This window comes from Clavibacter michiganensis subsp. tessellarius (genome assembly GCF_021922985.1).
GTDB lineage: Bacteria > Actinomycetota > Actinomycetes > Actinomycetales > Microbacteriaceae > Clavibacter > Clavibacter tessellarius.
In genome coordinates, this window is sequence record NZ_CP040788.1 from 2158119 (window position 1) to 2181941 (window position 23823).

The 23823-nt window shown below is 74.2% G+C and carries 23 protein-coding genes and 1 tRNA gene; 15 read left to right on the plus strand and 9 right to left on the minus strand.

Annotation, left to right across the window (positions count from 1 at the left end; genetic code table 11):
• Positions 1-33: 33 nt before the first annotated feature.
• The 4 genes from glpX to FGG90_RS10010 form a co-directional block, all read right to left on the minus strand.
• On the minus strand, positions 34-1020 hold the full coding sequence (gene glpX, locus FGG90_RS09995) for a class II fructose-bisphosphatase (RefSeq protein WP_094127460.1): 987 nt from the start codon (positions 1018-1020) through the stop codon (positions 34-36).
• A 58-nt stretch (positions 1021-1078) separates the two neighbouring features.
• On the minus strand, positions 1079-2284 hold the full coding sequence (locus FGG90_RS10000; RefSeq protein WP_094127458.1) for an AI-2E family transporter: 1206 nt from the start codon (positions 2282-2284) through the stop codon (positions 1079-1081).
• A gap of 211 nt (positions 2285-2495) precedes the next feature.
• Complete coding sequence (locus tag FGG90_RS10005) at positions 2496-3233, minus strand: ABC transporter ATP-binding protein (RefSeq protein WP_094127456.1); 738 nt, start codon at positions 3231-3233, stop codon at positions 2496-2498.
• Positions 3230-4315: an ABC transporter permease gene (locus FGG90_RS10010; RefSeq protein ID WP_094127454.1), complete on the minus strand. Its 1086-nt coding sequence runs from the start codon at positions 4313-4315 to the stop codon at positions 3230-3232. The genes FGG90_RS10005 and FGG90_RS10010 overlap by 4 nt, the downstream gene beginning before the upstream one ends.
• Before the next feature lie 147 nt (positions 4316-4462).
• On the opposite strand from FGG90_RS10010, the gene FGG90_RS10015 reads away from it, so the two are divergent.
• Both FGG90_RS10015 and FGG90_RS10020 read left to right on the plus strand, forming a co-directional pair.
• Positions 4463-5644: a sensor histidine kinase gene (locus tag FGG90_RS10015; protein WP_094127452.1), complete on the plus strand. Its 1182-nt coding sequence runs from the start codon at positions 4463-4465 to the stop codon at positions 5642-5644.
• Entirely contained in the window at positions 5641-6261 is a 621-nt protein-coding gene (locus tag FGG90_RS10020; protein WP_094127450.1) for a response regulator, read from the plus strand. The genes FGG90_RS10015 and FGG90_RS10020 overlap by 4 nt, the downstream gene beginning before the upstream one ends.
• A gap of 160 nt (positions 6262-6421) precedes the next feature.
• On the opposite strand, the gene FGG90_RS10025 is transcribed toward FGG90_RS10020, so the two are convergent.
• Positions 6422-6511 (minus strand) — tRNA-Ser (locus FGG90_RS10025).
• 127 nt (positions 6512-6638) lie between these two features.
• Entirely contained in the window at positions 6639-7223 is a 585-nt protein-coding gene (locus tag FGG90_RS10030) for a hypothetical protein (RefSeq protein ID WP_094127448.1), read from the minus strand.
• Between the two features lie 184 nt (positions 7224-7407).
• Between FGG90_RS10030 and FGG90_RS10035 the strand changes: the two genes are divergently transcribed.
• Positions 7408-8049: an HAD family hydrolase gene (locus tag FGG90_RS10035; RefSeq protein ID WP_094127446.1), complete on the plus strand. Its 642-nt coding sequence runs from the start codon at positions 7408-7410 to the stop codon at positions 8047-8049.
• A 76-nt stretch (positions 8050-8125) separates the two neighbouring features.
• Here FGG90_RS10035 and FGG90_RS10040 read toward each other — a convergent pair whose 3' ends face one another.
• A complete protein-coding gene (locus FGG90_RS10040) occupies positions 8126-8851 on the minus strand; it encodes a GAF and ANTAR domain-containing protein (protein WP_094127444.1) in 726 nt (241 codons plus the stop codon).
• Positions 8852-8900: 49 nt separating this feature from the next.
• The gene (locus FGG90_RS10045; RefSeq protein ID WP_237583303.1) at positions 8901-9584 is read right to left on the minus strand and encodes a GAF and ANTAR domain-containing protein; all 684 of its coding nucleotides are present in this window, start codon (positions 9582-9584) and stop codon (positions 8901-8903) included.
• Between the two features lie 233 nt (positions 9585-9817).
• Here FGG90_RS10045 and FGG90_RS10050 point away from each other — a divergent pair, with 233 nt between their 5' ends.
• The 10 genes from FGG90_RS10050 (at position 9818) to FGG90_RS10095 (ending at position 21331) form a co-directional block, all read left to right on the plus strand.
• Positions 9818-10540, plus strand: coding sequence for an NADPH-dependent F420 reductase (locus FGG90_RS10050; RefSeq protein ID WP_094127442.1), 723 nt, complete (start codon positions 9818-9820; stop codon positions 10538-10540).
• Between the two features lie 10 nt (positions 10541-10550).
• Positions 10551-11351 carry a sulfite exporter TauE/SafE family protein gene (locus FGG90_RS10055; protein ID WP_094127440.1) on the plus strand — a complete coding sequence of 267 codons (801 nt, stop codon included), beginning with the start codon at positions 10551-10553 and terminating at the stop codon, positions 11349-11351.
• Between the two features lie 61 nt (positions 11352-11412).
• Positions 11413-11937: a putative immunity protein gene (locus FGG90_RS10060; protein ID WP_094127438.1), complete on the plus strand. Its 525-nt coding sequence runs from the start codon at positions 11413-11415 to the stop codon at positions 11935-11937.
• Positions 11938-12246: 309 nt separating this feature from the next.
• Positions 12247-13092 (plus strand): M23 family metallopeptidase, encoded by an 846-nt coding sequence (locus FGG90_RS10065; RefSeq protein WP_214582751.1) that lies wholly within the window; start codon positions 12247-12249, stop codon positions 13090-13092.
• A gap of 332 nt (positions 13093-13424) precedes the next feature.
• Positions 13425-13529 carry a K(+)-transporting ATPase subunit F gene (kdpF, locus tag FGG90_RS10070; protein ID WP_063071552.1) on the plus strand — a complete coding sequence of 35 codons (105 nt, stop codon included), beginning with the start codon at positions 13425-13427 and terminating at the stop codon, positions 13527-13529.
• A complete protein-coding gene (gene kdpA / locus FGG90_RS10075; protein ID WP_094127432.1) occupies positions 13529-15205 on the plus strand; it encodes a potassium-transporting ATPase subunit KdpA in 1677 nt (558 codons plus the stop codon). Before kdpF ends, kdpA begins: the two co-directional genes overlap by 1 nt.
• Positions 15202-17364, plus strand: coding sequence for a potassium-transporting ATPase subunit KdpB (gene kdpB / locus FGG90_RS10080; protein WP_094127430.1), 2163 nt, complete (start codon positions 15202-15204; stop codon positions 17362-17364). Before kdpA ends, kdpB begins: the two co-directional genes overlap by 4 nt.
• A gap of 42 nt (positions 17365-17406) precedes the next feature.
• Entirely contained in the window at positions 17407-18015 is a 609-nt protein-coding gene (gene kdpC / locus FGG90_RS10085; RefSeq protein ID WP_094127428.1) for a potassium-transporting ATPase subunit KdpC, read from the plus strand.
• A gap of 32 nt (positions 18016-18047) precedes the next feature.
• Positions 18048-20630, plus strand: a complete 2583-nt coding sequence (locus FGG90_RS10090) for a DUF4118 domain-containing protein (protein WP_094127426.1) — start codon at positions 18048-18050, stop codon at positions 20628-20630.
• Positions 20627-21331, plus strand: coding sequence for a response regulator (locus tag FGG90_RS10095; protein WP_063071640.1), 705 nt, complete (start codon positions 20627-20629; stop codon positions 21329-21331). The genes FGG90_RS10090 and FGG90_RS10095 overlap by 4 nt, the downstream gene beginning before the upstream one ends.
• 65 nt (positions 21332-21396) lie before the next feature.
• Here the strand turns inward: FGG90_RS10095 and FGG90_RS10100 are convergent, their stop codons facing one another.
• A complete protein-coding gene (locus FGG90_RS10100) occupies positions 21397-22329 on the minus strand; it encodes a ketopantoate reductase family protein (protein WP_094127424.1) in 933 nt (310 codons plus the stop codon).
• Between the two features lie 80 nt (positions 22330-22409).
• Between FGG90_RS10100 and FGG90_RS10105 the strand changes: the two genes are divergently transcribed.
• Both FGG90_RS10105 and FGG90_RS10110 read left to right on the plus strand, forming a co-directional pair.
• The gene (locus FGG90_RS10105; RefSeq protein WP_094127422.1) at positions 22410-22958 is read left to right on the plus strand and encodes a TetR/AcrR family transcriptional regulator; all 549 of its coding nucleotides are present in this window, start codon (positions 22410-22412) and stop codon (positions 22956-22958) included.
• A gap of 54 nt (positions 22959-23012) precedes the next feature.
• Positions 23013-23789, plus strand: a complete 777-nt coding sequence (locus tag FGG90_RS10110; RefSeq protein WP_237583305.1) for an SGNH/GDSL hydrolase family protein — start codon at positions 23013-23015, stop codon at positions 23787-23789.
• Positions 23790-23823 lie beyond the last annotated feature (34 nt).

Below are 23823 nucleotides of genomic sequence, written 5' to 3' on the forward strand. Positions count from 1 at the left end.
GGGATCGTCATGGTCGGGTCCGCGTGCCGTCGATCAGGCCGCGGGGCTGTACCACTTGGAGACCAGGTGGTCGGCCTCCACGCGGCGGATGGTGCCCGAGTGCGAGCGGAGCACGATGCTCGAGGTGCGGATCATGCCGCGGTGGCGGGTGACGCCCGCGACGAGCGCGCCGTCGGTGACGCCGGTGGCGACGAAGTACGCGTTGTCGCCCGTGACGAGGTCGTCCTGGTCGAGGATGCGCTCGAGGTCGTGGCCCGCGTCGATCGCCCGCTGCCGCTCCGCGTCGTCCTTGGGCGCGAGGCGGGAGAGGAGCACGCCGCCGAGCGCCTTGATCGCGCACGCCGTGATGATGCCCTCGGGCGTGCCGCCGATGCCGACGCACATGTCGATGCGGGAGTCGGGGCGGGCCGCGTTGATGCCGCCCGCGACGTCGCCGTCGAGCAGGAGGCGGGTGGAGGCGCCGGCCGCGCGGATCTGCGCGATGAGGTCGGCGTGACGCGGCCGGTCGAGCACGGCCACCTGCATGTCCTCGACCGCGAGGCCCTTCGCCGCGGCGAGCGCGCGGATGTTGTCGCCGATGGGGCGGTCGAGGTCGACGACGCCGCGGCCCTCGGGGCCGGTGACGAGCTTGTCCATGTAGAAGACGGCCGACGGGTCGAACATGCTGCCGCGGTCGCTCACCGCGATGACGGACAGGGCGTTCATGCGGCCGGCGGCGGTGAGGCTCGTGCCGTCGATGGGATCCACCGCGATGTCGCACGCGGGGCCGAAGCCGTTGCCGACGTGCTCGCCGTTGAAGAGCATCGGCGCCTCGTCCTTCTCGCCCTCGCCGATGACGACGAGGCCGTCGAAGGCGACGGTGCCGAGGAACTTGCGCATCGCGTCGACCGCGGCGCCGTCGGCGGCGTTCTTGTCGCCCTTGCCGATGAAGGGGGCGGAGCGGATGGCCGCGGCCTCGGTGGCTCGCACGAGCTCCATCCCGAGGTTGCGATCCGGATTCGAGTAGTTCTCCTCGGTCATGTGGGGTCCTCCCGTAGAGACGTGCGCGGGCGGCTCCGTCGACTCCGCAAGTGCGTCCCTACGATCCTACGGCGGGGGTGGGCGCCCTCCAGCTGCCGCCGGCGATGTACCGCACCATCACGTTGAGGGTGGCGACGAACGGCACCGCGAACAGGGCGCCGGCGACCCCGCCGACGTAGGACCCCGCGGCCACGGCGAGCACCACGGCGAGCGGATGCACGTGCACGGCCCCGCCCATCACGAGCGGCTGCAGCACGTGCGACTCGAGCAGGTGCACGCCGATGACGGCCGCCAGCATGATGACCGCCTGGAGCGGCCCCACGAACACCAGCGCGATGACGACGGCGAACGCGCCCGACACGATGGCGCCGACGACCGGGATGAAGGACGCGAGGAACACGACGACCGCGATGGGGACGGCGAGCGGGAGCCCGAGGAGCCACGCGGCGATGCCGATGCCGACCGCGTTGCCCGCGGCCACGAAGATCTGCACGCGCGTGAACGCGGAGAGCGTGCCCCAGCCCGCGCGGCCGGCGCCGTCGATGGCGGGACGCGCGCGGCGCGGGAACATGCGGACGACGAAGCCCCAGATGCCGCGCCCGTCGATGAGCACGATGACGATGGTGAAGAAGGCGAGCAGCGCGCCCGTGACGAGGTGGCCGACGCCGAGCCCCGCGTCGAGCGCGCCGGTGAGCAGCGCCTCGCGGCTGTTCTCGAGCGCCTTGCCCGCGGAGGCGAGCAGCGCGTCGTAGTCGGACGGCACCACGTTGAACGGCGGCTGCGCGAGGAGGTCGCGCACGGACTCGAACCGGTCCATCGCCTCGCGCTGGAGGGTGGGGATGCCGGTGCGGATCTGCGTGACGAGCAGCAGCACGAGCCCCGCGATGACGACGGCCGTGGCGAGCAGCGTGGACGTGATGGCGACCCACGCCGGCCAGCGCCGCCTCCGCAGCGCGGCGACGACCGGCTGCAGCAGGGCGCAGACGAGGAGGCCGATGAGGAACGGGACGACCACCTCCTTGAGGGAGACGAGGATCCACACGGCCGCGGCCACCGCGACGCCGATGACGAGCAGGCGCCACGACCACTCGGCCGCGAGCAGGACGCCCGGGGTGACGCCGCGCTCGGCGGCGCGGCCGGCGTGCGGGGCGTCGGCGGGTGTGGCGTCCGGGTGCGCGGCGTCCGGGTGCGCGGCGTCCGCGCCCGTGGCGGACGTGACGGGCGGCTCGGACGCGCCCGGCGAGGGCTCGACGTCGTGGGACATGGCGGTGCTCCGATCTCGATGCGCAAGGAGGAGGATCCCTCGGTCGGAGGAGAGCCTGCGCGCCCATCTTGGCGGGGCCCGACGGGAGCGCGGGCGACGGCGCCGGATGCGTGTGCACGAGGATCCTCCGCGTCGCTGTGGGGGATCCGTGCGGCGCCGCGGATCCACCCTGGCCGGATGGCCGGCCGGCCGGCGCCGGCCGACGCCCGCACTACCCCGCCGTCGCGACGCTGTGCGCCGTGCGCGGCATCGGCCGGCCGAGCCCCGTCGCGTCGATGCCCACGATCCGCCCGTCCACCACCGTGACGAGCCGGTCGAGCGCGGCGCGGTGCACGAGGTCGTGGGTCACGAGCAGGGTCGCCGTGCCCTGCTCGTGGCTGAGCTGGGCGATGAGCTCCATGATCTCGGCGCCGCGCTCCTGGTCGAGCGCGCTCGTGGGCTCGTCGACGAGGAGCACGGACGGGCCGTGCACGAGCGCGCGGGCGATGGCGACGCGCTGGCGCTGACCGCCGGAGAGCTGCGCGGGGCGCTTGCCCGCGTGGGCGGCGAGGCCCACCGCGTCGAGGAGCTCGTCGGCGCGGACGCGGACGGCGCGGCGCCGCGCGGATCCGCCGCCGCCGAGCTCCGCCATCACGAGGAGCTGCTCGCGCGCGGTGAGCGACGGGATCAGGTTCGACTGCTGGAACACGATCCCGATGCCGTCCCGGCGGAGCGCGGTCGCCTCCGTCCGGCTGAGGGTCGCGGCGTCGACGTCGCCGATGACCACGCGGCCGGAGTCGGGGCGGATCAGCGTCGCCGCGACCGCGAGGATCGAGGACTTGCCGGAGCCGGACGGCCCGGTGATGCCGGTGACGACCCCCGCGGGCGCCTCGAGCGAGACGTGGTCGACCGCGGTGAGGCGGGAGTCCCCGTCGGGGAAGGTGAGGGTGACGTCGTCGAGGAAGATCATCGGTTGCTCCCGAGTGCGGTGAGGGGGTCGGCGTGGGTGACGGTGCGGAGCGCGACGGCGGCGCCGGCGAGCCCGAGGACGGCCATGACGGCGGCCGGGAGGACGGTGGTGAGCGGGCTGAGCAGGAACGGGATCGTGCCGCTCGCGAGGGCGCCGAGGCCGGCGACCACGGCGATGCCGACGCCGATCCCGAGCACCAGCACCACGAGGGCCTGCCCGAGCGCGTCCCGGATGAGCGACGCGTCGGACGCGCCGAGCGCCTTCAGCACGGCGATGTCGCCGGCGCGCTGCATGGTCCAGACGGTGAAGAAGGCGCCGACCACGAGCGCGGAGACGCCGAACAGCATCGCGATCATCAAGCCGAGCGACCCGACCTCCGACTTGAAGGTGTCGAGCGCGCCGAGGCTGGTGAGCGCCGGCTGGGCGACGGTGCGGGTGGCGGCCTGGGCGACGTCCCAGTCGGGGGATCCGGAGACGGCGAGCACGGTCGCGTCGCCGTCGCCGCCGAGCCGCTGGTCGGCCGCGGCCCACGCGGCCGGGGTCAGCGCGACGACGGGCGTGTGGCTGTAGGAGGCGTCGCCGCCGATCGACGCGACGCGGTAGTCGGTGCCGGCCACGGTGATCCGGTCGCCGACGGCCGCGTGCAGCGAATGCGCGGCGGCCGAGGAGAGGCCGACGGCGTCGTCCGCGGCGGGCGCGAGGTCGGTGACCGTCGACCCCGGGGCGCCGTGCGGCACCCCGAACAGCGCGACCGCGACGGCGGATGCCGCGTCGCCGTCAGCCGTGGCCCGGCCCTGGACGATGCCGACGGGCGTCACGGCCGTGACGCCCGCGGTGCCCCGCCACGCGGCGACCGCCTGGTCGTCGAGCGACGACTGCGCGAACGACGGCTGGCCGGAGTCCGGCTGCGCGAGCACGAGCCGGTCGCCGGGGAGTCCGAGGACGGCGGAGACGTCCTGCTCCGCGAGGCCGCCGGTGAGCCCGGCGAGGAACCCCACGAGCAGGGTGATGAGCGCGACGACCGCCCCGATGAGCGCGAACCGGCCCATGGCGAATCGGAGGTCTCGACGGGCGACGAACACGGGGGATCCTTCCGGCGCCGGGACCCTCCCTGCCACCGAGACGAGCCTCGCCGTCGGGCCCCGCGCATCCATCGGGGAGGAGTTCGGTCCTCCGATCGAACTTCCGATTGATCCGCTCCCCGCCTCCCGCCCGTAGCCTTCAGGGAAATGGCCGCCCACAGCACCCTCACCCCCGTCTTCGTCGGACTCCGCACGGGGTTGCACGTGCTCTCCGCGACGCTGCTCACCCTCGTGGTGGTGCGCGTGCTCGTCGTCGAGGGTCCGCGCACGCCGGCCGCGCTCGCGCTCTCCGCCGCCTTCGCCGTGCTCTACCTGCTCGGCGCGCGTGTGCAGGCCGCGCGCCCGTCGCGCCGGGTCGCCGCGGGGGCCGGGTGGATCACCGCGCTCACCGCCGCCTGGATCGCGCTCCTCGTGCTGGAGCCGGATGCGGCCTACCTCGTCTTCCCCCTCTTCTTCCTCTACCTGCACGTGCTGCCGCGCGTGGTCGGGCCGGTGGCCGTCGTCGTCGCGACCCTCGTCGCGGTGGTGGCGCTGGGGCTGCACGGCGGGTTCACGGTCGGCGGCGTGATCGGGCCGCTCGTCGGCGCGGGCGTCGCGCTCCTCATCGGCCTCGGCTACCGGGCGCTCGCGCGGGAGTCCGCCGAGCGGGAGGAGCTCGTCGCCGAGCTGATCGCGACGCGCGGCCTCCTCGCCGCCACGGAGCGGGAGCAGGGCGTGCTGACGGAGCGCGCGCGGCTCGCCCGGGAGATCCACGACACGGTCGCGCAGGGGCTCACGAGCATCCAGATGCTGCTGCACGCGGCGGAGGCGGCGGACGGCGACCGGCCGGGCCTCGAGCACATCCGCCTGGCGCGCGCGACCGCGGCCGACGGCCTCGCCGACACGCGCCGCTTCATCCGCGAGCTCGCGCCGCCGTCGCTCGACGCCGGGCTGGGCGCCGCGCTCGGCCGCCTCGGCGCGCAGTGGCGCCGGGAGGGGCTGCGGATCGACGTGTCGGTGCCCGCGTCCGACCCGCCGCTGCCGATGGCCGTGCAGACCGCGCTGCTCCGGATCGCGCAGGGCGCCGTCGCGAACGTCGCCCAGCACGCCGACGCGCGGTCCGTCGAGATCGGCGTCGCCGTCACGGACGCGCACGCCACGCTCATCGTGCGCGACGACGGCGCGGGCTTCGACCCGGCGCGCGTCGGCGACGGCACCGGCACGACCGACTCGTTCGGCCTGCGGGCCATGGCGCAGCGGGTGGAGCAGCTCGGCGGGACCCTCGACGTCGACAGCGCGCCCGGCCGGGGCACCACCATCACCGCGATCCTGGAGGTCGAGCCGTCGTGATCCGCATCGTCATCGCCGACGACCACCCCGTCGTCCGCGCCGGCCTCCACGCCGTGCTCGACGTCGTCGACGACATCGACGTGGTCGGCGAGGCGGCCACGCCCGACGAGGCCGTGGAGCTCGCCGCGTCGCTCGTGCCCGACCTCGTGCTGATGGACCTCCGCTTCGGCCAGGAGCGCACGGGCGCCGACGCGACCCGGCAGATCCGCGCGGTCGAGGCGGCCCCCTACGTGCTCGTGCTCACCAACTACGACAGCGACGGCGACATCCTCGGCGCGGTCGAGGCGGGCGCCAGCGGCTACCTCCTCAAGGACGCGCCGCCGGCCGAGCTGCTCGCCGCAGTGCGCGCGGCCGCGGCCGGCGAGAGCGCCCTGGCGCCCGCGGTCGCGAGCCGCCTCCTCGCCCGGATGCGCGCCCCGCGCGTGAGCCTGTCGTCGCGCGAGATCGAGGTGCTCCGGCTGGTCGCCGACGGTGCCTCCAACACCGAGGTGGGCGCGCGCCTGCACATCACCGACGCCACTGTGAAGTCGCACCTCGTGCACGTGTTCTCGAAGCTCGGCGTGAGCTCGCGGACGGCGGCGGTCGCGGCGGCGCGGGAGATCGGGATCCTGCGCTGAGGGCGGATCCGCGGGGCCGGCCGGCGGATCGGGGACGCGCACCCGAGATGCACGCCCGGGATGCCCCCGATGGGACGCCCCGGGAACGACGAAGGGCCCCGGTCTCCCGGGGCCCTTCGCGCGGATCGGGCTGCGCGCGAGGCGCGGTGCCGGATCCATCTGGCGGTGGCGGTGGGATTTGAACCCACGGTGGAGTCTCCCCCACACACGCTTTCGAGGCGTGCTCCTTAGGCCGCTCGGACACGCCACCGGGATCGAGTGTAGTACAGGGCCGGGCGGGAGCCGCACGGGTGGCGGCGGGCGGATCGGCGACGGCCGGCGAGGAGCCGGGCACCCGGCACCCGCGCCACCCGCCCCGGCGGATCAGCGCGCGACCGTCAGCGCGCGACCGACAGCGCCCGCACCGACACGGGCACCTCGACGCGCACCGGCGCCGCCGCGAGCCGGGCCGCCGCGCACGGCACGACCACCGGCGCCGCCGCGTCGACCACGCGGATCCCGCGCACCTCGACCGCGCCGGGCACGGGGACGACGACCAGGTCGCCCGCGACCACGTCGGCGGGCAGGCGCACGGCCGCGCCGCCGATCTCCGCGGGGCGGGCAGCGGCGGTCGACGCCCGGCCGATCAGCCGCGCCTCCTCCCACGTGCAGGCGAGGCCGGCGATGTCCGCGTCGACGAGCATCGCGCGCGGGGCGTCGTCGGTGGCGGGCGCGACCGCGAGGATCCGCAGCACGAGCGCCGAGGTGCGCGCGGTCGCGGAGGCGCGCCGGCTGCTGCCCGGCTCGACCGCGGCGGCGGTCACCGTGCAGGCGGTCCCCCGCTCCGCGGCGAGCGCGACGAGGGAGACGTCGCCGACCCGCAGGTCGGTCGTGGTGGCGCTGGTGCCGACGGGCCAGAGGGCGGCGGCGAGCGGATCCGGGATGCTGCGGCGGAGCGACGGGAGGATCGCGGTGAGGGTCATGGCAGCAGGTCTACCCCCGCCGTCGGCGGCGCGAGCCCGCCCTCACGGAAGCCGTGCGCCGGGAGCCCCGACCCTCACGGGATCCGCACGACGCGGGCGGCCGCGCGCCGCGACCCGCGAGCGGGCATGCTCGAGGGGACCCGTCCGCCCCGCCTGCCCCGTCCGCCCCGTCCGAAGGAGACCCGTGCCCGAGAACCGCGACCCCGCCATTCACTGGCTCCTCTTCGACATCGGCGGCGTGCTCATCACGCGGCCGGACGACATCGGGGCCATCAGCCGCGCGCTCGATCCCGATGCGCCCGGTGGCGAGGAGGCCGAAGCCCGCGTCCGCGACGCGTTCGACGCGCACCGCGAGCAGTACGACCGCGGCGGCAGCGCGCGGGAGTTCTGGGAGGCCGTCGCCCGCGACCTCGACCTGCCCACGCCCGGCGAGGACGACCTCGCGGAGCTCGTCGCGATCGAGCAGCGCCGCTGGGGAGCGCCGGACGACGAGACGCTCGCCGCCCTGGACCGCGCCGTCGCTGCCGGCTACCGTCTCGCCGTGCTGAGCAACGCGCCGCACGAGCTCGCCGACGTGCTCGAGGACCGCGACGGCTGGGGCGCGCGCTTCGACCACGTCATGACGAGCGCCCGGATCGGCATGGCCAAGCCCGACGCGGACGTGTGGCCGCTCGCCGCGGAGCGCCTCGGGAGCCCGGCCGAGCGGATCCTCTTCGTCGACGACAAGCCCGACAACGTGGAGGCCGCCCGCCGCGCGGGATTCCACGCGCACGTGTGGGAGGGGCTGGGCACGCTCGACCGGATCCTCGCCGGCGAGCTCGCCTGACGCCCGGGCTTCCGAGGACGCTGCCCGAGCCCGAGCCCGAGCCCGACGGCCGCGCGGCCGGACGCCCGACGGACCGCTAGCGCGCGCTCGCCCGGAGCGTCACGCGCCCCTCCACGATGCCCGCCGCGACCGCCGGCATCGCCGTGCTCGTGCTGCGGGCCTCGTTGCGGATCAGCCGGAACGCCTCATCCATGTCCACGCCGAGCGTGTGGGAGATGACGCCCTTGGCCTGCTCGATGAGCACCCGGCTGTCGAGCGCGTGGCGGAGCTGGTCGTGCACGACGCTGCTGTCGCGGATCGTCCGCTCCTGCAGCACGCTGATGGTCGCGACGTCGGCGAGCGCCTGCGCGGCCGTCGCGTCGGCCTCGTTGAGCACGCCCTCGTGCTCGCGGAAGAGGTTGAGCGAGCCGATGATCTGCCCGCGCAGCCGCAGCGGGATCGCGTGCACCGACACGTACCCGGCACCCGCGGCCTGCGCCGAGAAGGCCGGCCAGCGATCGGCGATCTCGCGCACGTCGGACACGGACACGACCCGGCCGGTGCTCACGGCCTCGACGCACGGGCCCTCGCCGACCTCGAGCTGCATCAGGCCGACCAGCCGGCTCTTCTCGCTGGTGGACGCGACGACCTCGAGGTGCTCCGCGTCCGGCCCGATGATGATGCCGGCGGCGCCGGCGTCGAACAGGAGCGTCACCTGGTCGACGAGCGTCTGCAGCAGGTCGAGGACGTCGAAGTCGCCGACGAGCGAGTCGGCGAGGCTTACGAAGGTGTGGACGAGCTGCGCTTCCCGGGTATCCGGCATCGTCGTGGTTCCTCTGGGTCGATCGGGCGGTCGGTGGTGGTGGTGCGGGTCAGCGGTCGGGGCTGAAGTCGAGCGTCCGGCCCACGACGTCCTCGGCGACGTCGCGGAGGGAGCGGCCGGTGGCGAAGGCATGGCCGCGGAGGACGAGGAGCGCGTCGGTCGGCCGGATCCCCATCTGCGCGACCACCATCCCGGTGGCCTGGTGCACCTCGCGGCGCGAGTACCGGCCTCCCCAGGTTCCAGTGTCCTCCTGCGAGCCCTCGACGGCCAGGAGAGCGCGGCGGAGGACCTGGCGGGCGACGATCCGGGACAGGGTCGTGGCGTCGGCCACCTCCCGGTCGGAGATGTCGCGTGCGGTGCGGGAGTAGAGGTCCACCGCGCCGAGGCGGAGGCCCGCGACCGTGAGCGGGAAGGCGAAGACGGCTCCGAGCCCGGTCTCGTGCATGGCCTGGCGGGCGAGCGGCCAGGTCACGTCGCCGGAGCCCTGCAGGTCGGGCTCGAGCACGGGACGGCGCGTGCTCAGCGCCTCCCAGCAGGGTCCCTCGCCCAGGTCGAGCTGGATCTCGTCGAGCCGGGCGGCGCGCTCGTCGGACGCGCAGACGGTCTCGCTGCCGAGCGGGTCGCCGAGGGTGGAGACGGCGGCGCCGCTCACCCCGAGGGCGGCGACGAGGGGCGCGCAGAGATCCGCACCCGCGGCCGTCGCCTGCTCGAGCGCCTGGGCCGCGTCGGCCACGAGCGCGCGACTAGGCACGAGCCGCCGCACGAGGGGGGATGACAGTGATCACGATTGCCTCCAAGGCCCGTCGGGTCCGCGTGGTGGGACGCGGGGCGCAGGGACTGGGTACCGACCGCAGGGGGAGCATACCGTCGCGGGCGTCCCCGCCGGGGGCCGGGCGGGGGCCGGGCCGGGCCGGTGGTCGCCGCCCGTGGTCGCCTGCGGCGCGGGGGCCGCGGAGAATGGATCCCATGACGCGTCCCGACGAGCCCTCCGCCCCTGCCGACGTCGACGGGTCGGAGGCGGCGCGAGCCGTCACCGTCGGGATCCTCGGCGCCGGCAAGGTCGGCACCGTGCTCGCCCGCCGCGCGATCGCCGCCGGGCACCCCGTGCTCATCTCCGGATCCGGCGACCCGTCGCGCATCGCCCTCATCGTCGACGTGCTCGCGCCCGGCGCCGTCGCCACCACCTCGGCCGACGCGGCCGCGCGCGCCGACGTCGTGATCCTCGCGCTCCCCCTCGGCAAGCTGCCCTCGGTGCCCGCCGCCGAGCTCCGCGGGAAGCTCGTGGTCGACGCCATGAACTACTGGTGGGAGGTCGACGGCCACCGCGACGACCTCGCGAACCCGGCCTCCTCCACGAGCGAGCTGGTGCGGGACCACCTCCCCGACTCGACGATCGTCAAGGCCTTCAACCACATGGGGTACCACGACCTCGACGAGGGGCCCCGACCCGCGGGCGCTCCCGGCCGCAAGGGCATCGCGGTCGCGGGCGACGACGACCGGGCGCGCGCCACGGTCGCGGCCCTCGTGGACGCGTTCGGCTTCGACCCCGTGGACATCGGCCCCCTCAGCGCCGGCCGCGTGCTCGAGCCCGGCCGCTCGCTCTTCGGCGTGAACGTCGAGGCGGACGAGATCCGCCGCCTGGTCGCGCTCGAGTCGGCGGACGCGCGCGCCGACACCGCCTCCGAGTAGCCGGCGCCCGGTGGACATCGGCGGCTCCCTCGGCGAGATCACCCTCCAGGTCGCGCTGCTCATGCTGCTCGCGGCGCTCGCGGCCGGCTGGATCGACGCGGTCGTGGGCGGCGGCGGCCTGCTGCAGCTGCCGGCGCTGCTGCTCGTGCCGGGGATCACGCCGGTGGAGGCGCTCGCGACCAACAAGCTCGCGTCGCTCTTCGGCACGACGACGAGCGCGGTCACCTGGTACCGGCGGACGCATCCGGACCTCCGCACCGCGCTGCCGATGGCGGCCGTCGCGCTGGCCGGCTCCTACGGGGGCGCGAGCCTCGCGGCGCTGCTGCCCGCGTCGGTGTTCAAGCCGCTCGTGGTGGTGGCGCTGGTCATCGTGGCCGTCGTGACGATCGCCCGCCCGCGGCTCGGCGACGTCGCGGCCCTCCGCCACACCGGCCGGAAGCACCACGGGATCGCGGCGCTGCTCGGCGTCGTGATCGGCTTCTACGACGGCCTCATCGGGCCCGGCACGGGCACGTTCCTGATCATCGCGCTCATCACCGCCCTCGGCTACGACTTCGTGCTCGCGAGCGCCAAGGCGAAGATCGTCAACGTCGCGACGAACCTCGGCGCCCTCGCCTTCTTCATCCCGCAGGGCCACGTGCTCTGGGCGCTCGCGCTCGGCATGGGCGTGGCGAACATGCTCGGCGGCTACGCGGGATCCCGGATGGCGGTCGCGCGCGGCAGCCGCTTCATCCGCGTCGCGTTCATCGTGGTGGTCGCGGTGCTCATCGTGAAGGTGGGGTCGGACGTGGTGGCGGAGTGGGGCGCGTGATCGATCGATCGCCTCCGCGTCGACCCTGGTGCCACGGTCCGGCCGCTGCCAGGCTCCCCGCATGCCCATCCTCCCGAAGGACCGCGACCCCGCCCTCATCACCGTGCGCCGCGGCGGCACGCTGACCGACGACGACCACCGGCTGCTCGCGACGTGGGCCATCGCGTGCGCGGAGCACGTGCTGCCGCTGTTCGAGGCGGAGCGGCCGGGCGACCCGATCCTCCGCGCGACGCTCGAGGTCGCGCGCGGCTGGGTGCGCGGCGAGGTGCCCATGAAGGAGGCGCACCAGCAGTCGTTCCGCGCGAACGCGGCCGCGAAGGGGCTGCCGGATCCGGCCCGCTTCGCCGCGCTCGCGGCCGGCCAGGCCGTCGCGGTCGCGCACGTCGCGGCGCACGACCTGGGTGCGGCCGCCTACGCGATCCGCGCGGCGAGCGCCGCCGTTGCACCGGCCGAGCAGGACACCGCCCGCGACGCCGAGCGCACCTGGCAGCGCGAGCGGATCCCGGCCCACCTCCGCGACGCCGTCCTCGCCGACCAGCGCGGCCGCAGCTCGATCTGCTGGGGCGCGTTCGACGACCTCGTCTGACGCCGGATCCGTCCGCGCAGGTGGACTCCGTCCGCGGCGGGCATACAGGATCGGAACACGACGAGGCGATCCGGGGCCGCCGGATGTCGAGGTGATGAACATGACGGCCGAGCCGGGAGGCGCCGGGCGCCCGGGGTAGATTCCGGGACCAGCTGGACGCCCCCGTTTCGGGGGCGTCCCCTCGTCGGCACAGTCGTGCCCGCGCTCGCTCGAACAGAGGAGAAGACCATCAGCGACGATGAAGGACAGGATCCACCAGGAGGAGAACGCCTCCCCGGGCGGGTCGGCCGGAGGGGCGTCGTCCTCGGCATGGCCGGGGTGGCCGCGGCGCTCGCCATCGCCCCGTCGTTCACCCGCGCGGACCTGGCCGTGGCGGCGACCGCCATCACGTACACCTGGCCGTTCGCCAACGTGGTGCTGCCGGACCGTCGGTACGGACAGCAGTGGGACGCCTACAGGCCGGACGGCAGGAAGCACGCAGGCGCCGACTTCAACGTCGGTGTCGCGTACCGGGGCACGCCGGTCCTGTCGATCGCGGACGGCACGGTCGTCCGAGGCCGGTACACGGCGGAGGCGAGCGGGACGCAGACCTACACGTTCGGGAACTTCGTCACCATCCGCAACGGTGACGGGATCTACGCGACGTACGCCCACATGGACGGCGCGCCTCTGGTCAACCCGGGCGACCGGGTGTCCCGCGGGCAGACCGTCGGGCGCCTCGGCAGCACCGGCACGAACGTGTTCCACCTCCACCTCGAGATGCGCACCGGCGATCACGCCGGCGACTTCACCACCCAGGACGACTTCGATCCCGTGCCCTTCATCCAGGCACGGCTCGACGTCCCCATCCCCCCCGCGATCGAAGACCTACCGGAAAGGCAAGAGATGTACTTGACCCGCAACAGCACAGGAGAGGTCGCGGTCTTCGGAGCCGACTACCGCAACGTCGCCGGAGGAGCATCCGGCCGGCACAGCTTCACGAGCTTCCAGGAGTACCAGGACTGGCGCGAGCTGGTGCGCTTCTACAACCAGCAGATCGACGTGCAGGGCCTGGACACGCGCGGGAAGCTCTTCCTGCCCCCGGCCGACATCACGAAGATCACGGGCGTCACCGAGGCGAACTGGGCCGTGGTGAACAGCGTCCACGGCAGCTGACCCACCTGCAGCACCGACCCCGTGCGGAGAGCCCCGGCTCTCCGCACGGGGTCTTCTCGTCTCCGGGGCGTGGCGCCGCGTCGCGCCCCGCCGACCCCCGCGTAGGAGTGTCGTGAGGTTCCCCGCCGCCCCGTGAGGGAACCGTATGGATGCGTGAGGACGCCCGATCGCGAGGTGTCTACTCGTCCTCCGTGCCCCCGACGGGCACCCGCGTCCGACCGGCCGCGGCATCCCTCAACGGAGGATCCCCCAGTGCTCGACCTCGTGTACATCGCAGGCGCCATCGTCCTGTTCGCCCTCGTCGCCCTCGTCGGCCGAGGAGTGGAGAAGCTGTGATCACCTCGTTCGCCGACGCCGCCGGCCTCGCCGCCGCCGTGCTCGGCATCGCCTCCGTCGTGTACCTCGTGTACGCCCTCGTCCGGCCCGAGAGGTTCTGATGGACACGCTCGCCGGGATCCTCCAGGTCGCGTCCGTCGTCCTGGTCCTCGTCCTCATCCACCGCCCGCTGGGCGACCTCATGGCGCGCATGTACGAGTCGCGCCACGACTCCCGCGTGGAGCGCGGCATCTACCGCCTCATCGGCGTGGACCCGCGCTCCGAGCAGACCTGGCCCGCCTACCTCCGCGCGGTGCTCGCGTTCTCGCTCGTCGGCGTCCTCGTCGTCTACGGGATGCAGCGCCTCCAGGGGTTCCTCCCCTACGCGCTCGGCCTCCCCGCCGTGCCCGAGGGCCTCTCCTTCAACACGGCCGTCTCGTTCGTCACCAACACGAACTGGCAGTCGTACTCGCCCGAGGCGGTGATGGGCTACACGGTCCAGCTCGCCGGCCTCGCCGTGCAGAACTTCGTCTCCGCGGCGGTCGGCATCGCGGTCGCGATCACGCTCGTCCGCGGCTTCGCCCGCACGCGCAGCGGCACGATCGGCAACATGTGGGTCGACCTGATCCGCGGCTCGCTCCGCCTGCTGCTCCCCCTCTCGCTCGTCACGGCCGTGGTCCTCATCGCCGGCGGCGTCATCCAGAACTTCGCCGGGTTCCAGGACGTGGCGACCATCACGGGCGGCACGCAGACGATCCCGGGCGGTCCGGTGGCCTCGCAGGAGGCCATCAAGATGGTCGGCACGAACGGCGGCGGGTTCTTCAACGCGAACTCCGCGCACCCGTTCGAGAACCCCACGGCCTGGACGAGCGCCTTCCAGGTGATCCTGATGCTCGCCATCCCGTTCTCGCTCCCCCGCACCTTCGGCAAGATGGTCGGCGACACCCGCCAGGGCACCGCGATCGTGGCCGTCATGGCGACGATCTTCGTGGCCTCCTTCACCGCCCTCACGATCTTCGAGCTGCAGGGCGCCGGCACGGCCCCGGTGGCGGCAGGCGGCGCGATGGAGGGCAAGGAGCAGCGCTTCGGCGTCATCGCCTCGACGCTGTTCGGCTCCGCGTCCACGCTCACGTCCACGGGCGCGGTCAACTCGATGCACGACTCGTACACGGCGCTCGGCGGCATGATGCCGATGCTCAACATGATGCTCGGCGAGGTCGCCCCCGGCGGCACCGGCTCGGGCCTCTACGGCATGCTCATCCTCGCCGTCATCTCCGTGTTCGTGGCGGGCCTGCTCGTCGGCCGCACGCCCGAGTACCTCGGCAAGAAGATCGGGCCGCGCGAGATCAAGCTCGCGAGCCTCTACATCCTCATCACGCCGACGCTCGTGCTCCTCGGCACGGCGCTGAGCTTCGCGATCCCCGCCGTCCGCGAGGACGTCGAGGGCACCTCGATCCTCAACAGCGGCCTGCATGGCCTCTCCGAGGTCGTCTACGCGTTCACCTCGGCGTCGAACAACAACGGATCCGCGTTCGCCGGCCTCACCGCGAACACGCCGTGGTTCAACACGGCGCTCGGCGTCGCGATGCTGCTCGGGCGGTTCCTCCCGATCGTGTTCGTGCTGGCGCTCGCCGGATCCCTCGCGGCGCAGGACCGCATCCCCACCACCTCGGGGACCCTGCCCACCCACCGGCCGCAGTTCATCGGCCTCCTCATCGGGGTGACGGTCATCGTGACCGCTCTCACCTACTTCCCCGTTCTCGCGCTGGGTCCCCTGGCGGAAGGGCTCGCATCATGACCACCATCACCCCCGAGACCGGCACCGCACCCGCGGCCGGCTCCGAGCAGCGGGCGTCGCGCGCCCGGGCCATCGACGCCCGGCAGCTCGCCGAGGCGCTCCCGGGCGCGTTCCGCAAGCTCGACCCGCGCCTGATGTGGAAGAACCCGGTGATGCTGATCGTCGAGGTCGGCGCCGCGTTCACCACGATCCTCGCGATCGCCGAGCCGTTCACGGGCGGCGCCGGCACCTCCGGCGGCAGCTCCGTGCCGACCACGTTCACCGCGGGGATCGCCCTGTGGCTCTGGCTCACCGTCGTGTTCGCGAACCTCGCGGAGTCGGTGGCCGAGGGCCGCGGCAAGGCGCAGGCCGACAGCCTGCGGAAGACCCGCACCAGCACCATGGCGCACGTCGTCGCCTCCTACGACGCCTCCGGGGACCCCGGCGCCCAGCGCGCCGAGCTCCGCGAGGTCTCGAGCGCCGACCTCACCCTCGGCGACATGGTCGTCGTGGTCGCCGGGGAGTCGATCCCGGGCGACGGCGACGTCGTGTGGGGCATCGCCTCCATCGACGAGTCGGCCATCACGGGCGAGTCCGCCCCCGTCGTCCGCGAGTCGGGCGGCGACCGCAGCGCCGTCACGGGCGGCACGCGGGTGCTGAGCGACCGGATCGTCGTGCGCATCACCTCGAAGCCCGGCGAGACCTTCGTCGACCGGATGATCGGCCTCGTCGAGGGCGCGTCGCGCCAGCGCACGCCGAACGAGATCGCGCTGAACATCCTGCTCGCGAGCCTCACCATCGTGTTCGTGATCGTGGCGCTCACGCTCAACCCGATCGCCTCGTACGCCGCGGCGACCGTGAGCGTGCCCGTGCTCATCGCGCTGCTCGTCTGCCTCATCCCGACCACCATCGGCGCGCTGCTGTCCGCCATCGGCATCGCCGGCATGGACCGCCTCGTGCAGCGCAACGTGCTCGCCATGTCGGGCCGCGCGGTCGAGGCCGCCGGCGACGTCACCACGCTGCTGCTCGACAAGACCGGCACCATCACCTACGGCAACCGCCGCGCCAGCGAGCTGATCCCGGTGGGCGGCGTGACGGGCGAGGAGCTCGCCCGCGCCGCGGCCATGTCGTCGCTCGCGGACCCGACGCCGGAGGGATCCAGCGTCGTCGACCTCGCGGTCGCCCAGGGCGTGGACACCGCGACGCTGCCCCGCGGCGTCGACGTGCCCTTCACCGCCCAGACCCGCATGTCGGGCGTCGACCTGCCCGACGGCCGCATCGTCCGCAAGGGCGCCTCGTCCGCCGTGTTCGCCTGGATCGAGGAGGGCGGCCGCGCGCTGCCGAAGCTCGTCCGCGACGAGCTCACGGCGACCGTCGAGGCCGTCTCGAACGGCGGCGGCACCCCGCTCGTCGTCGCGACCAAGGACGCCGACGGATCCGGCCGCGTGCTGGGCGTCGTGCACCTCAAGGACGTCGTGAAGGACGGCCTCAAGGAGCGGTTCGCGGAGCTGCGCGCCATGGGCATCCGCACGGTGATGATCACGGGCGACAACCCGCTCACCGCCCGCGCCATCGCCGCCGAGGCCGGGGTGGACGACCACCTCGCCGAGGCGACGCCCGAGGACAAGCTCGCGCTCATCCGCAAGGAGCAGGAGGGCGGCCGCCTGGTCGCCATGACCGGCGACGGCACCAACGACGCCCCCGCGCTCGCGCAGGCCGACGTCGGCGTCGCGATGAACACGGGCACGTCGGCCGCGAAGGAGGCCGGCAACATGGTCGACCTCGACTCGGACCCGACCAAGCTCATCGACATCGTCCGGATCGGCAAGCAGCTGCTCATCACCCGCGGCGCGCTCACCACGTTCTCCATCGCGAACGACGTGGCGAAGTACTTCGCGATCATCCCCGCGATGTTCACGGGCGTCTTCCCGCAGCTCGCGGTGCTCAACGTGATGCAGCTGCACTCGCCGGCGTCCGCGATCCTCTCGGCGATCGTCTTCAACGCGCTGATCATCGTGGCGCTCATCCCGCTGGCCCTGAAGGGCGTGGCCTACCGGCCGCTGAGCGCCTCCAAGGTGCTCAGCCGGAACCTGCTCGTCTACGGGGTCGGCGGCGTGATCGCGCCGTTCATCGGCATCAAGCTCGTCGACCTCGTCGTCAGCCTGATCCCCGGCTTCTGATCCCCTCACCGATCACCTCACGTCACCGATAGAAGGAAGCGCATGTCCTCCCCCCGCCAGTCCCTCCGCACCGCCGGCGTCGCCGTCCGCGCGATGGCCGTCCTCACCGTCGTCCTCGGCGTCGGCTACACGGCCGTCGTCACCGGCATCGGCCAGCTCGCGCTCCCCGCGCAGGCGGACGGCTCGCTCGTCTCCGCCGACGGCCAGGTCGTCGGATCGTCGCTGATCGGCCAGTCCTTCCAGGACTCCGACGGCGCGGCCCTCCCCGAGTGGTTCCAGTCCCGGCCGTCGGCCGCGGGCGACGGCTACGACGGCACCTCCTCCAGCGGCAGCAACCTCGGCCCGGAGAGCGACGACCTCGTGTCCTCCATCGAGGACCGCAAGGCCGCCATCGCGGAGTCCGACGGCGTGGATCCGAGCGCCATCCCGGCCGACGCGCTCACCGCGTCCGCGTCGGGGCTCGATCCTCACATCAGCCCGGAATACGCTCGGGAGCAGGTGGCCCGCGTGGCCGACGCCCGGGGCATCCCCGAGCAGGAGGTCGCGCGCCTCGTCGACCAGCACGTGCAGGGACGCGACCTCGGCTACCTCGGGGAGCCGACCGTGAACGTGCTCGAGCTGAACATCGCGCTCGCCGGCCTCGGCGGCTGACGCCCGCACGACGCGGGCAAGGAAGAGGAGACATGAAGCGCGGTCGACTGCGGGTGCTGCTGGGAGCGGCGCCCGGCGTGGGCAAGACCTACGCGATGCTCGAGGAGGGCAAGCGACTGCGCGACGAGGGCGCCGACGTGGTGGTCGCGGTCGTGGAGACCCACGGCCGCGCCGCCACGGCGGCGATGCTCGAGGGGCTGGAGATCCTGCCCCGGCGCGAGGTGTCGCACCGCGGGGTGGAGATCACGGACCTCGACGTGGACGCGGTCATCGCCCGCCGCCCGACCATCGCGCTGGTCGACGAGCTCGCCCACACGAACGCCCCCGGCGGCCGGAGCGAGAAGCGCTGGCAGGACGTGGACCTGATCCGCGACGCCGGCATCGACGTGATCTCCACCGTCAACATCCAGCACATCGCCTCCCTCAACGACGTGGTCGAGAAGATCACGGGCGTGCCGCAGCGCGAGACGATCCCCGACCGCGTGCTCCGCGAGGCGCACCAGATCGAGGTCATCGACCTGGCACCGGAGGCCCTGCGCGACCGGCTCGCCGGCGGGCGCGTGTACCCGGCCGAGCGCATCGACGCGGCCCTCTCCCACTACTTCCGGCTCGGCAACCTCACCGCGCTCCGCGAGCTCGCGCTCCTCTGGCTCGCCGACGAGGTCGACACCGCGCTCGCCGCGTACCGCGACGAGAAGGGGATCGACGCCCGGTGGGAGGCCCGCGAGCGCGTGGTCGTGGCGCTCACCGGCGGATCCGAGGGCGAGACCCTCCTCCGCCGCGGCGCCCGCATCGCCGCCCGCTCGGCCGGCGGCGAGCTCATGGCCGTGCACGTCTCCAGCCAGGACGGCCTCCGCTCCGGCAGCCCGGAGGCGCTCGCCAGCCAGCGGGCGCTCGTCGACTCGCTCGGCGGCAGCTACCACCAGGTCGTCGGCGACGACATCCCGCGCGCGCTCGTGGAGTTCGCCCGGGCCTCCAACGCGACCCAGCTCGTGCTCGGCGTGAGCCGCCGCAGCCGCCTCGCGGCCGCGACCACCGGGCCCGGCATCGGCGCCACCGTGATCCGCGAGTCCGGCGACATCGACGTGCACATCGTCACGCACGCGGCGGCCGGCGGGCGCTTCCGGCTCCCGCGGATCCGCGGCGGCGCCCTCAGCATGCGGCGCCGGGTGATGGGCGCGCTGCTCGCCCTCGTCGGCGGGCCGCTGCTCACCTGGTTCCTCTCGGCCACGCGCTCGGACGACTCCATCACGAGCGACGTGCTCTCGTACCAGCTGCTCGTGGTGCTCGTGGCGCTCGTCGGCGGCATCTGGCCGGCCCTGTTCGCGGCCGTGCTCTCGGGCTTCACGCTCGACTACTTCTTCATCGACCCGCTGTACACGATCACGGTCGACGAGCCCATGCACATGCTCGCGCTCGTGCTCTACGTGGTCATCGCGCTGCTCGTCAGCTGGATCGTCGACCAGGCCGCCCGCCGCGCCCGCGTCGCCCGCCGCGCGGCCGCCGAGGCCGAGCTGCTGGCGACCGTGTCGGGATCCGTGCTCCGCGGCGAGGGCGCCGTGCACGCGCTCGTCAGCCGCACCCGCGAGGCCTTCGGCCTGCAGGGCGTGAAGCTCGTCGACCGCGACGAGACCATCGCGTGGGACGGCGTCGTCACGGGCGCCGCCGCGACCGACGTGGCCGTGGGATCCCGCGGCGTGCTCACCCTCTACGGCGACGACCTCGAGGCATCCGGCCGCCGCCTCCTCCGCGTCATCGCCGCGCAGCTCGACGCCGCGCTCGAGCACCGCGACCTCTCCGACACAGCCCGCGAGGTCGGCCCGCTCGCCCAGACCGACCGGGTGCGCACGGCGCTCCTCTCCGCCGTCAGCCACGACCTGCGCCGCCCGCTCAGCGCCGCGACCGCCGCCGTCACCGCCCTCCGCTCCCCCGGCATGACCTGGGCCGACGGCGACCGCGAGGAGCTCCTCGCCACCGCGGAGGAGAGCCTCGGCACGCTCGCCGACCTCGTCACCGACCTCCTCGACGTGAGCCGCGTGCAGGCCGGCGTGCTGGGCGTGCGGCTCATGGACGTCGACCTCGACGACGTCGTGCTCGCCGCCCTCGACGAGCTCGACCTCGGCCCCGCCGACGCCGTGCTCGACCTCGCGCCCGACCTGCCCGGCGCCGTCGCGGATCCGGGCCTCCTCCAGCGCGTCGTCGTCAACCTGCTGAGCAACGCCGTGCGCCACGCGCCCGAGGGCGTCCCCGTGCGGCTCAGCACGAGCGCGTTCGCGGAGGCGGTCGAGATCCGCGTGGTGGACCACGGACCGGGCGTCGCGCCCGAGCGCCGCGACGACATGTTCGTGCCGTTCCAGCGCCTCGGCGACACCGACAACGCATCCGGCCTCGGCCTCGGCCTCGCGCTCTCGAAGGGCTTCACCGAGGGCATGGGCGGCACGCTCACCGCGGAGGACACCCCGGGCGGCGGGCTCACGATGGTGGTCGCGCTGCCGGTGTGCCGCGCGGGCGCGGAGCCGGCGGTGGATGCGGTGGCCGCGGATGCGGATCCGGGCGCCGACGCCCCCGCCGCTCCCCCGGCACCCGCCGCCGCGTCCTCGGAGGTGTCCGCGTGAAGATCCTCATCGCCGACGACGACCAGCAGATCCTCCGGGCCCTGCGCATCACCCTCACGAGCCTCGGCTACGACATCGTCACCGCGGACGACGGCGCCGCCGCCATCCGCGCGGCCGTCGCCGAGAAGCCCGACCTGTACATGATCGACCTCGGCATGCCGCGGCTCGACGGCGTCGAGGTGATCCAGGCGCTCCGGCTCTGGTCGACCGCGCCGATCCTCGTGGTCTCCGGCCGCTCCGGCGCCGCCGACAAGGTCGAGGCGCTCGACGCGGGCGCCGACGACTACGTGACCAAGCCGTTCTCCATCGACGAGCTGCTCGCCCGGATCCGCGCCCTCGGCCGCCGCGCCGCCGCCGACGAGGACCGCTCGGCCGCCGTGTCGTTCGCCGACGTCACGGTCGACCTCGCCGCCCGGGTCGTCACCCGCGGCGACGCGCGCGTGCGCCTCACCCCCACCGAGTGGCAGGTGCTCGAGCTGCTCGTGCGGAACCCCGACCGGCTCGTCTCCCGCCAGACGCTCCTCACCGAGATCTGGGGCCCGACCCACGTGAACGACAGCGGCTACCTCCGCCTCTACGTGGCGCAGCTGCGCAAGAAGCTCGAGCCGGATCCCTCGCACCCGCGGCACCTGCTCACGGATCCCGGCATGGGGTACCGGTTCGTGCCGGCGGGGGCGGGGCGGGCGCCCGAGGAGGCGTAGCCGATCCCGTCGACCCGGCGCCGCGCGGCACGACGCACGACGCACGACGCCCATCGACGGACGGGTCAGCGGTCGCTTCGCGCGAGCCGCGGCGTCGGGATGCCGAGCTGCCGGGCCGTGCTCCGCGCATCCTCGAGGACGGCCCGGTGCTCGGCGGCGTCCGGATCGGTGTGCGCGGCGAGGCTCACCCGCGCGATGGGCACGAGGACCGTCGCGGCCGCCAGCATCCAGGCGGTCAGCCCGGGCAGCCGCCAGGGGAGCGTGGCAGCGACGTGCCGGCGGAGGTCCACGCCGCGTGCCTCGAGGACGGGGAGCAGCTCGCGGCTCGCCAGGAAGGCGTCCCGGAGCGCTCGCGGGTCCCCGACCATGCGCGCGAGACCTCCCGCGGCCCGCGCCCGGGAGAACATGCCGGCGTCCATGGCGAAGTGCAGCAGCAGCCATCCCCGCATGTCCTCCTCCTCCCGTGCGCCGATCCCCGCCTGCCGGAACGCCGCGCGCACCAGCTGTCCGCGACGACCGGCCGCTCGCCCAGATGCCTCCAGGACGATCGATCGGAACAGGGCGCCGTGGAGGACCCCGTCCGGCCCGAAGCCCCCGCCGGCCTGGGGGAACCCGAACACCACCTGGTCGCCGGGGAGGGGCGCGGTCGCCGCGAGCGGCTCGCCCCAGACGTTGCCGAAGACCAGCACGGTCGCATCGCCGATGCGGGGCGCGAGGTACGCGGCGGCCTCCTCGAGGCGGTGGTGCCCCACGCTGAGCACGACGAGGTCGAACCCGTCCGCGGATCCGAGGTCCTCCCGCAGCCGCGTGGCGACGGAGCCGCGGACGCGACGCCCGAGGGGCGACCGGCGCGCGTCCATGACGTCCGTCCGCACCTCGTCGCCGTACTCGGCGGCACGGCCCGGGCGCACGAGGAACTCGACCTGGTGCCCGCCCTCCTGGAGCACCCGGCCGTAGATGGTCGCGATGACCCCGCGTCCGAACATGAGGATCTTCATGGCGCTCTTCCCGTTAAAGTGGAGATCGTCTCCACACCTGATTATGTGGAGATGATCTCCGGATGTCAACGGGAGGGTGCATGGCCGACGAGAAGCCGCTGAGGACCGACGCGCGGCGCAACCGCGAGGCGATCATCGCCGCGGCGCGCTCGGTGTTCGAGCACGACGAGCAGCTGAGGTTCGACGACTTCGCCGCGCGCGCGGGGGTGGGCGTCGGGACGCTGTACCGCCACTTCCCGACCCGCGAGGCGCTGGCCGCGGCGGTCTACCGGGGCGAGGTGGTCGCGCTCTGCGAGCGCGGCCGCGCCTCCTCGCTCCCGCCCGCGGAGGCCCTGGAGACGTTCTTGCGCGCGTTCGTGGACTACGTCCTCGAGCACGCCCCGCTCGCGCGCACGCTGGCCGGCATCGTCGACGACGACGCCCGCGCCGACGGCGGCAGCGAGCTCGAACGCACCCTCACCGACCTGATGTCCCGAGGGGTCGCCGACGGCACCATCCGCGACGACGTGAGCGCGCGGGCCGTGATGATGGCGCTCCACGGGATCGGAGCCGCGGCCGACGGGCCACGTCGGGCACCGGACGCCCGGGAGGTCGCGTCGCTCCTCGCACGCGGCCTCCGCGTCGCCTGATCCCGCGACGTGCCGGCCAGCAGGCACCCGGATCCACGAGCGTAGGCTCCCGTGGTGCCCCAGAGATCCACCCGCTCCGCCCGTCCCGCCGCCCTCCTCGCCTCCGCCGCCGCCGCGCTCGGCGGCCTCACCGCCGCAGCCCTCGTCGTGCCGCGCCGGTTCGAGGCCGGCCGTCGGGCGCGCGCGGTCGTCCTCAACGAGACGCTCCCCGTGAACTCGGCCTGGTGGCGCGAGCACGCGCAGCTCGAGGGCGACCTCCTCTACGTCGCGCTCGGCGACTCCACCGCGCAGGGCATCGGGGCGAGCCGTCCAGTGAACGGCTACGTCGGGATCCTCGCCGACCGGGTCCGCGCCCTGAGCGGCCGCTCGGTCCGCACCGTCAACCTCAGCGTCTCGGGCGCCCGCGTCGCCGACCTCGTCGAGTACCAGCTCCCCCGCCTCGCGAAGCTGCGGCCCGACGTCGTGACCCTCGCGATCGGCGCCAACGACATCGCCGGATTCGAGCCGGTCGCGTTCGAGCGCGACCTGGGCCGGATCCTCGACGCCGTCCCGCCCACCACCGTCGTCGCCGACCTGCCGTGCTTCCACTTCCCCGCGAGCGAGCGGAAGGTGCGGGTCGCGAACGAGATCGTCCGCCGCCTCGTCGCCGACCGCGGCCTGCGCCTGGCGCCCCTCCACGCCATCACCCGCCGCCAGACCCCGATCCTCGCGATCACCCAGGCCGCCGGCGACCTCTTCCACCCGAATGACCGCGGCTACCGCGTCTGGGCGAGCGCGTTCCTGCCGTTCCTCCCGGCGACGGTGCGGGCGCTGGAGGTGGCGGGGCGCTGACGCGCGCGCGTCGTCGGGTCCCCCATCCCGAGCG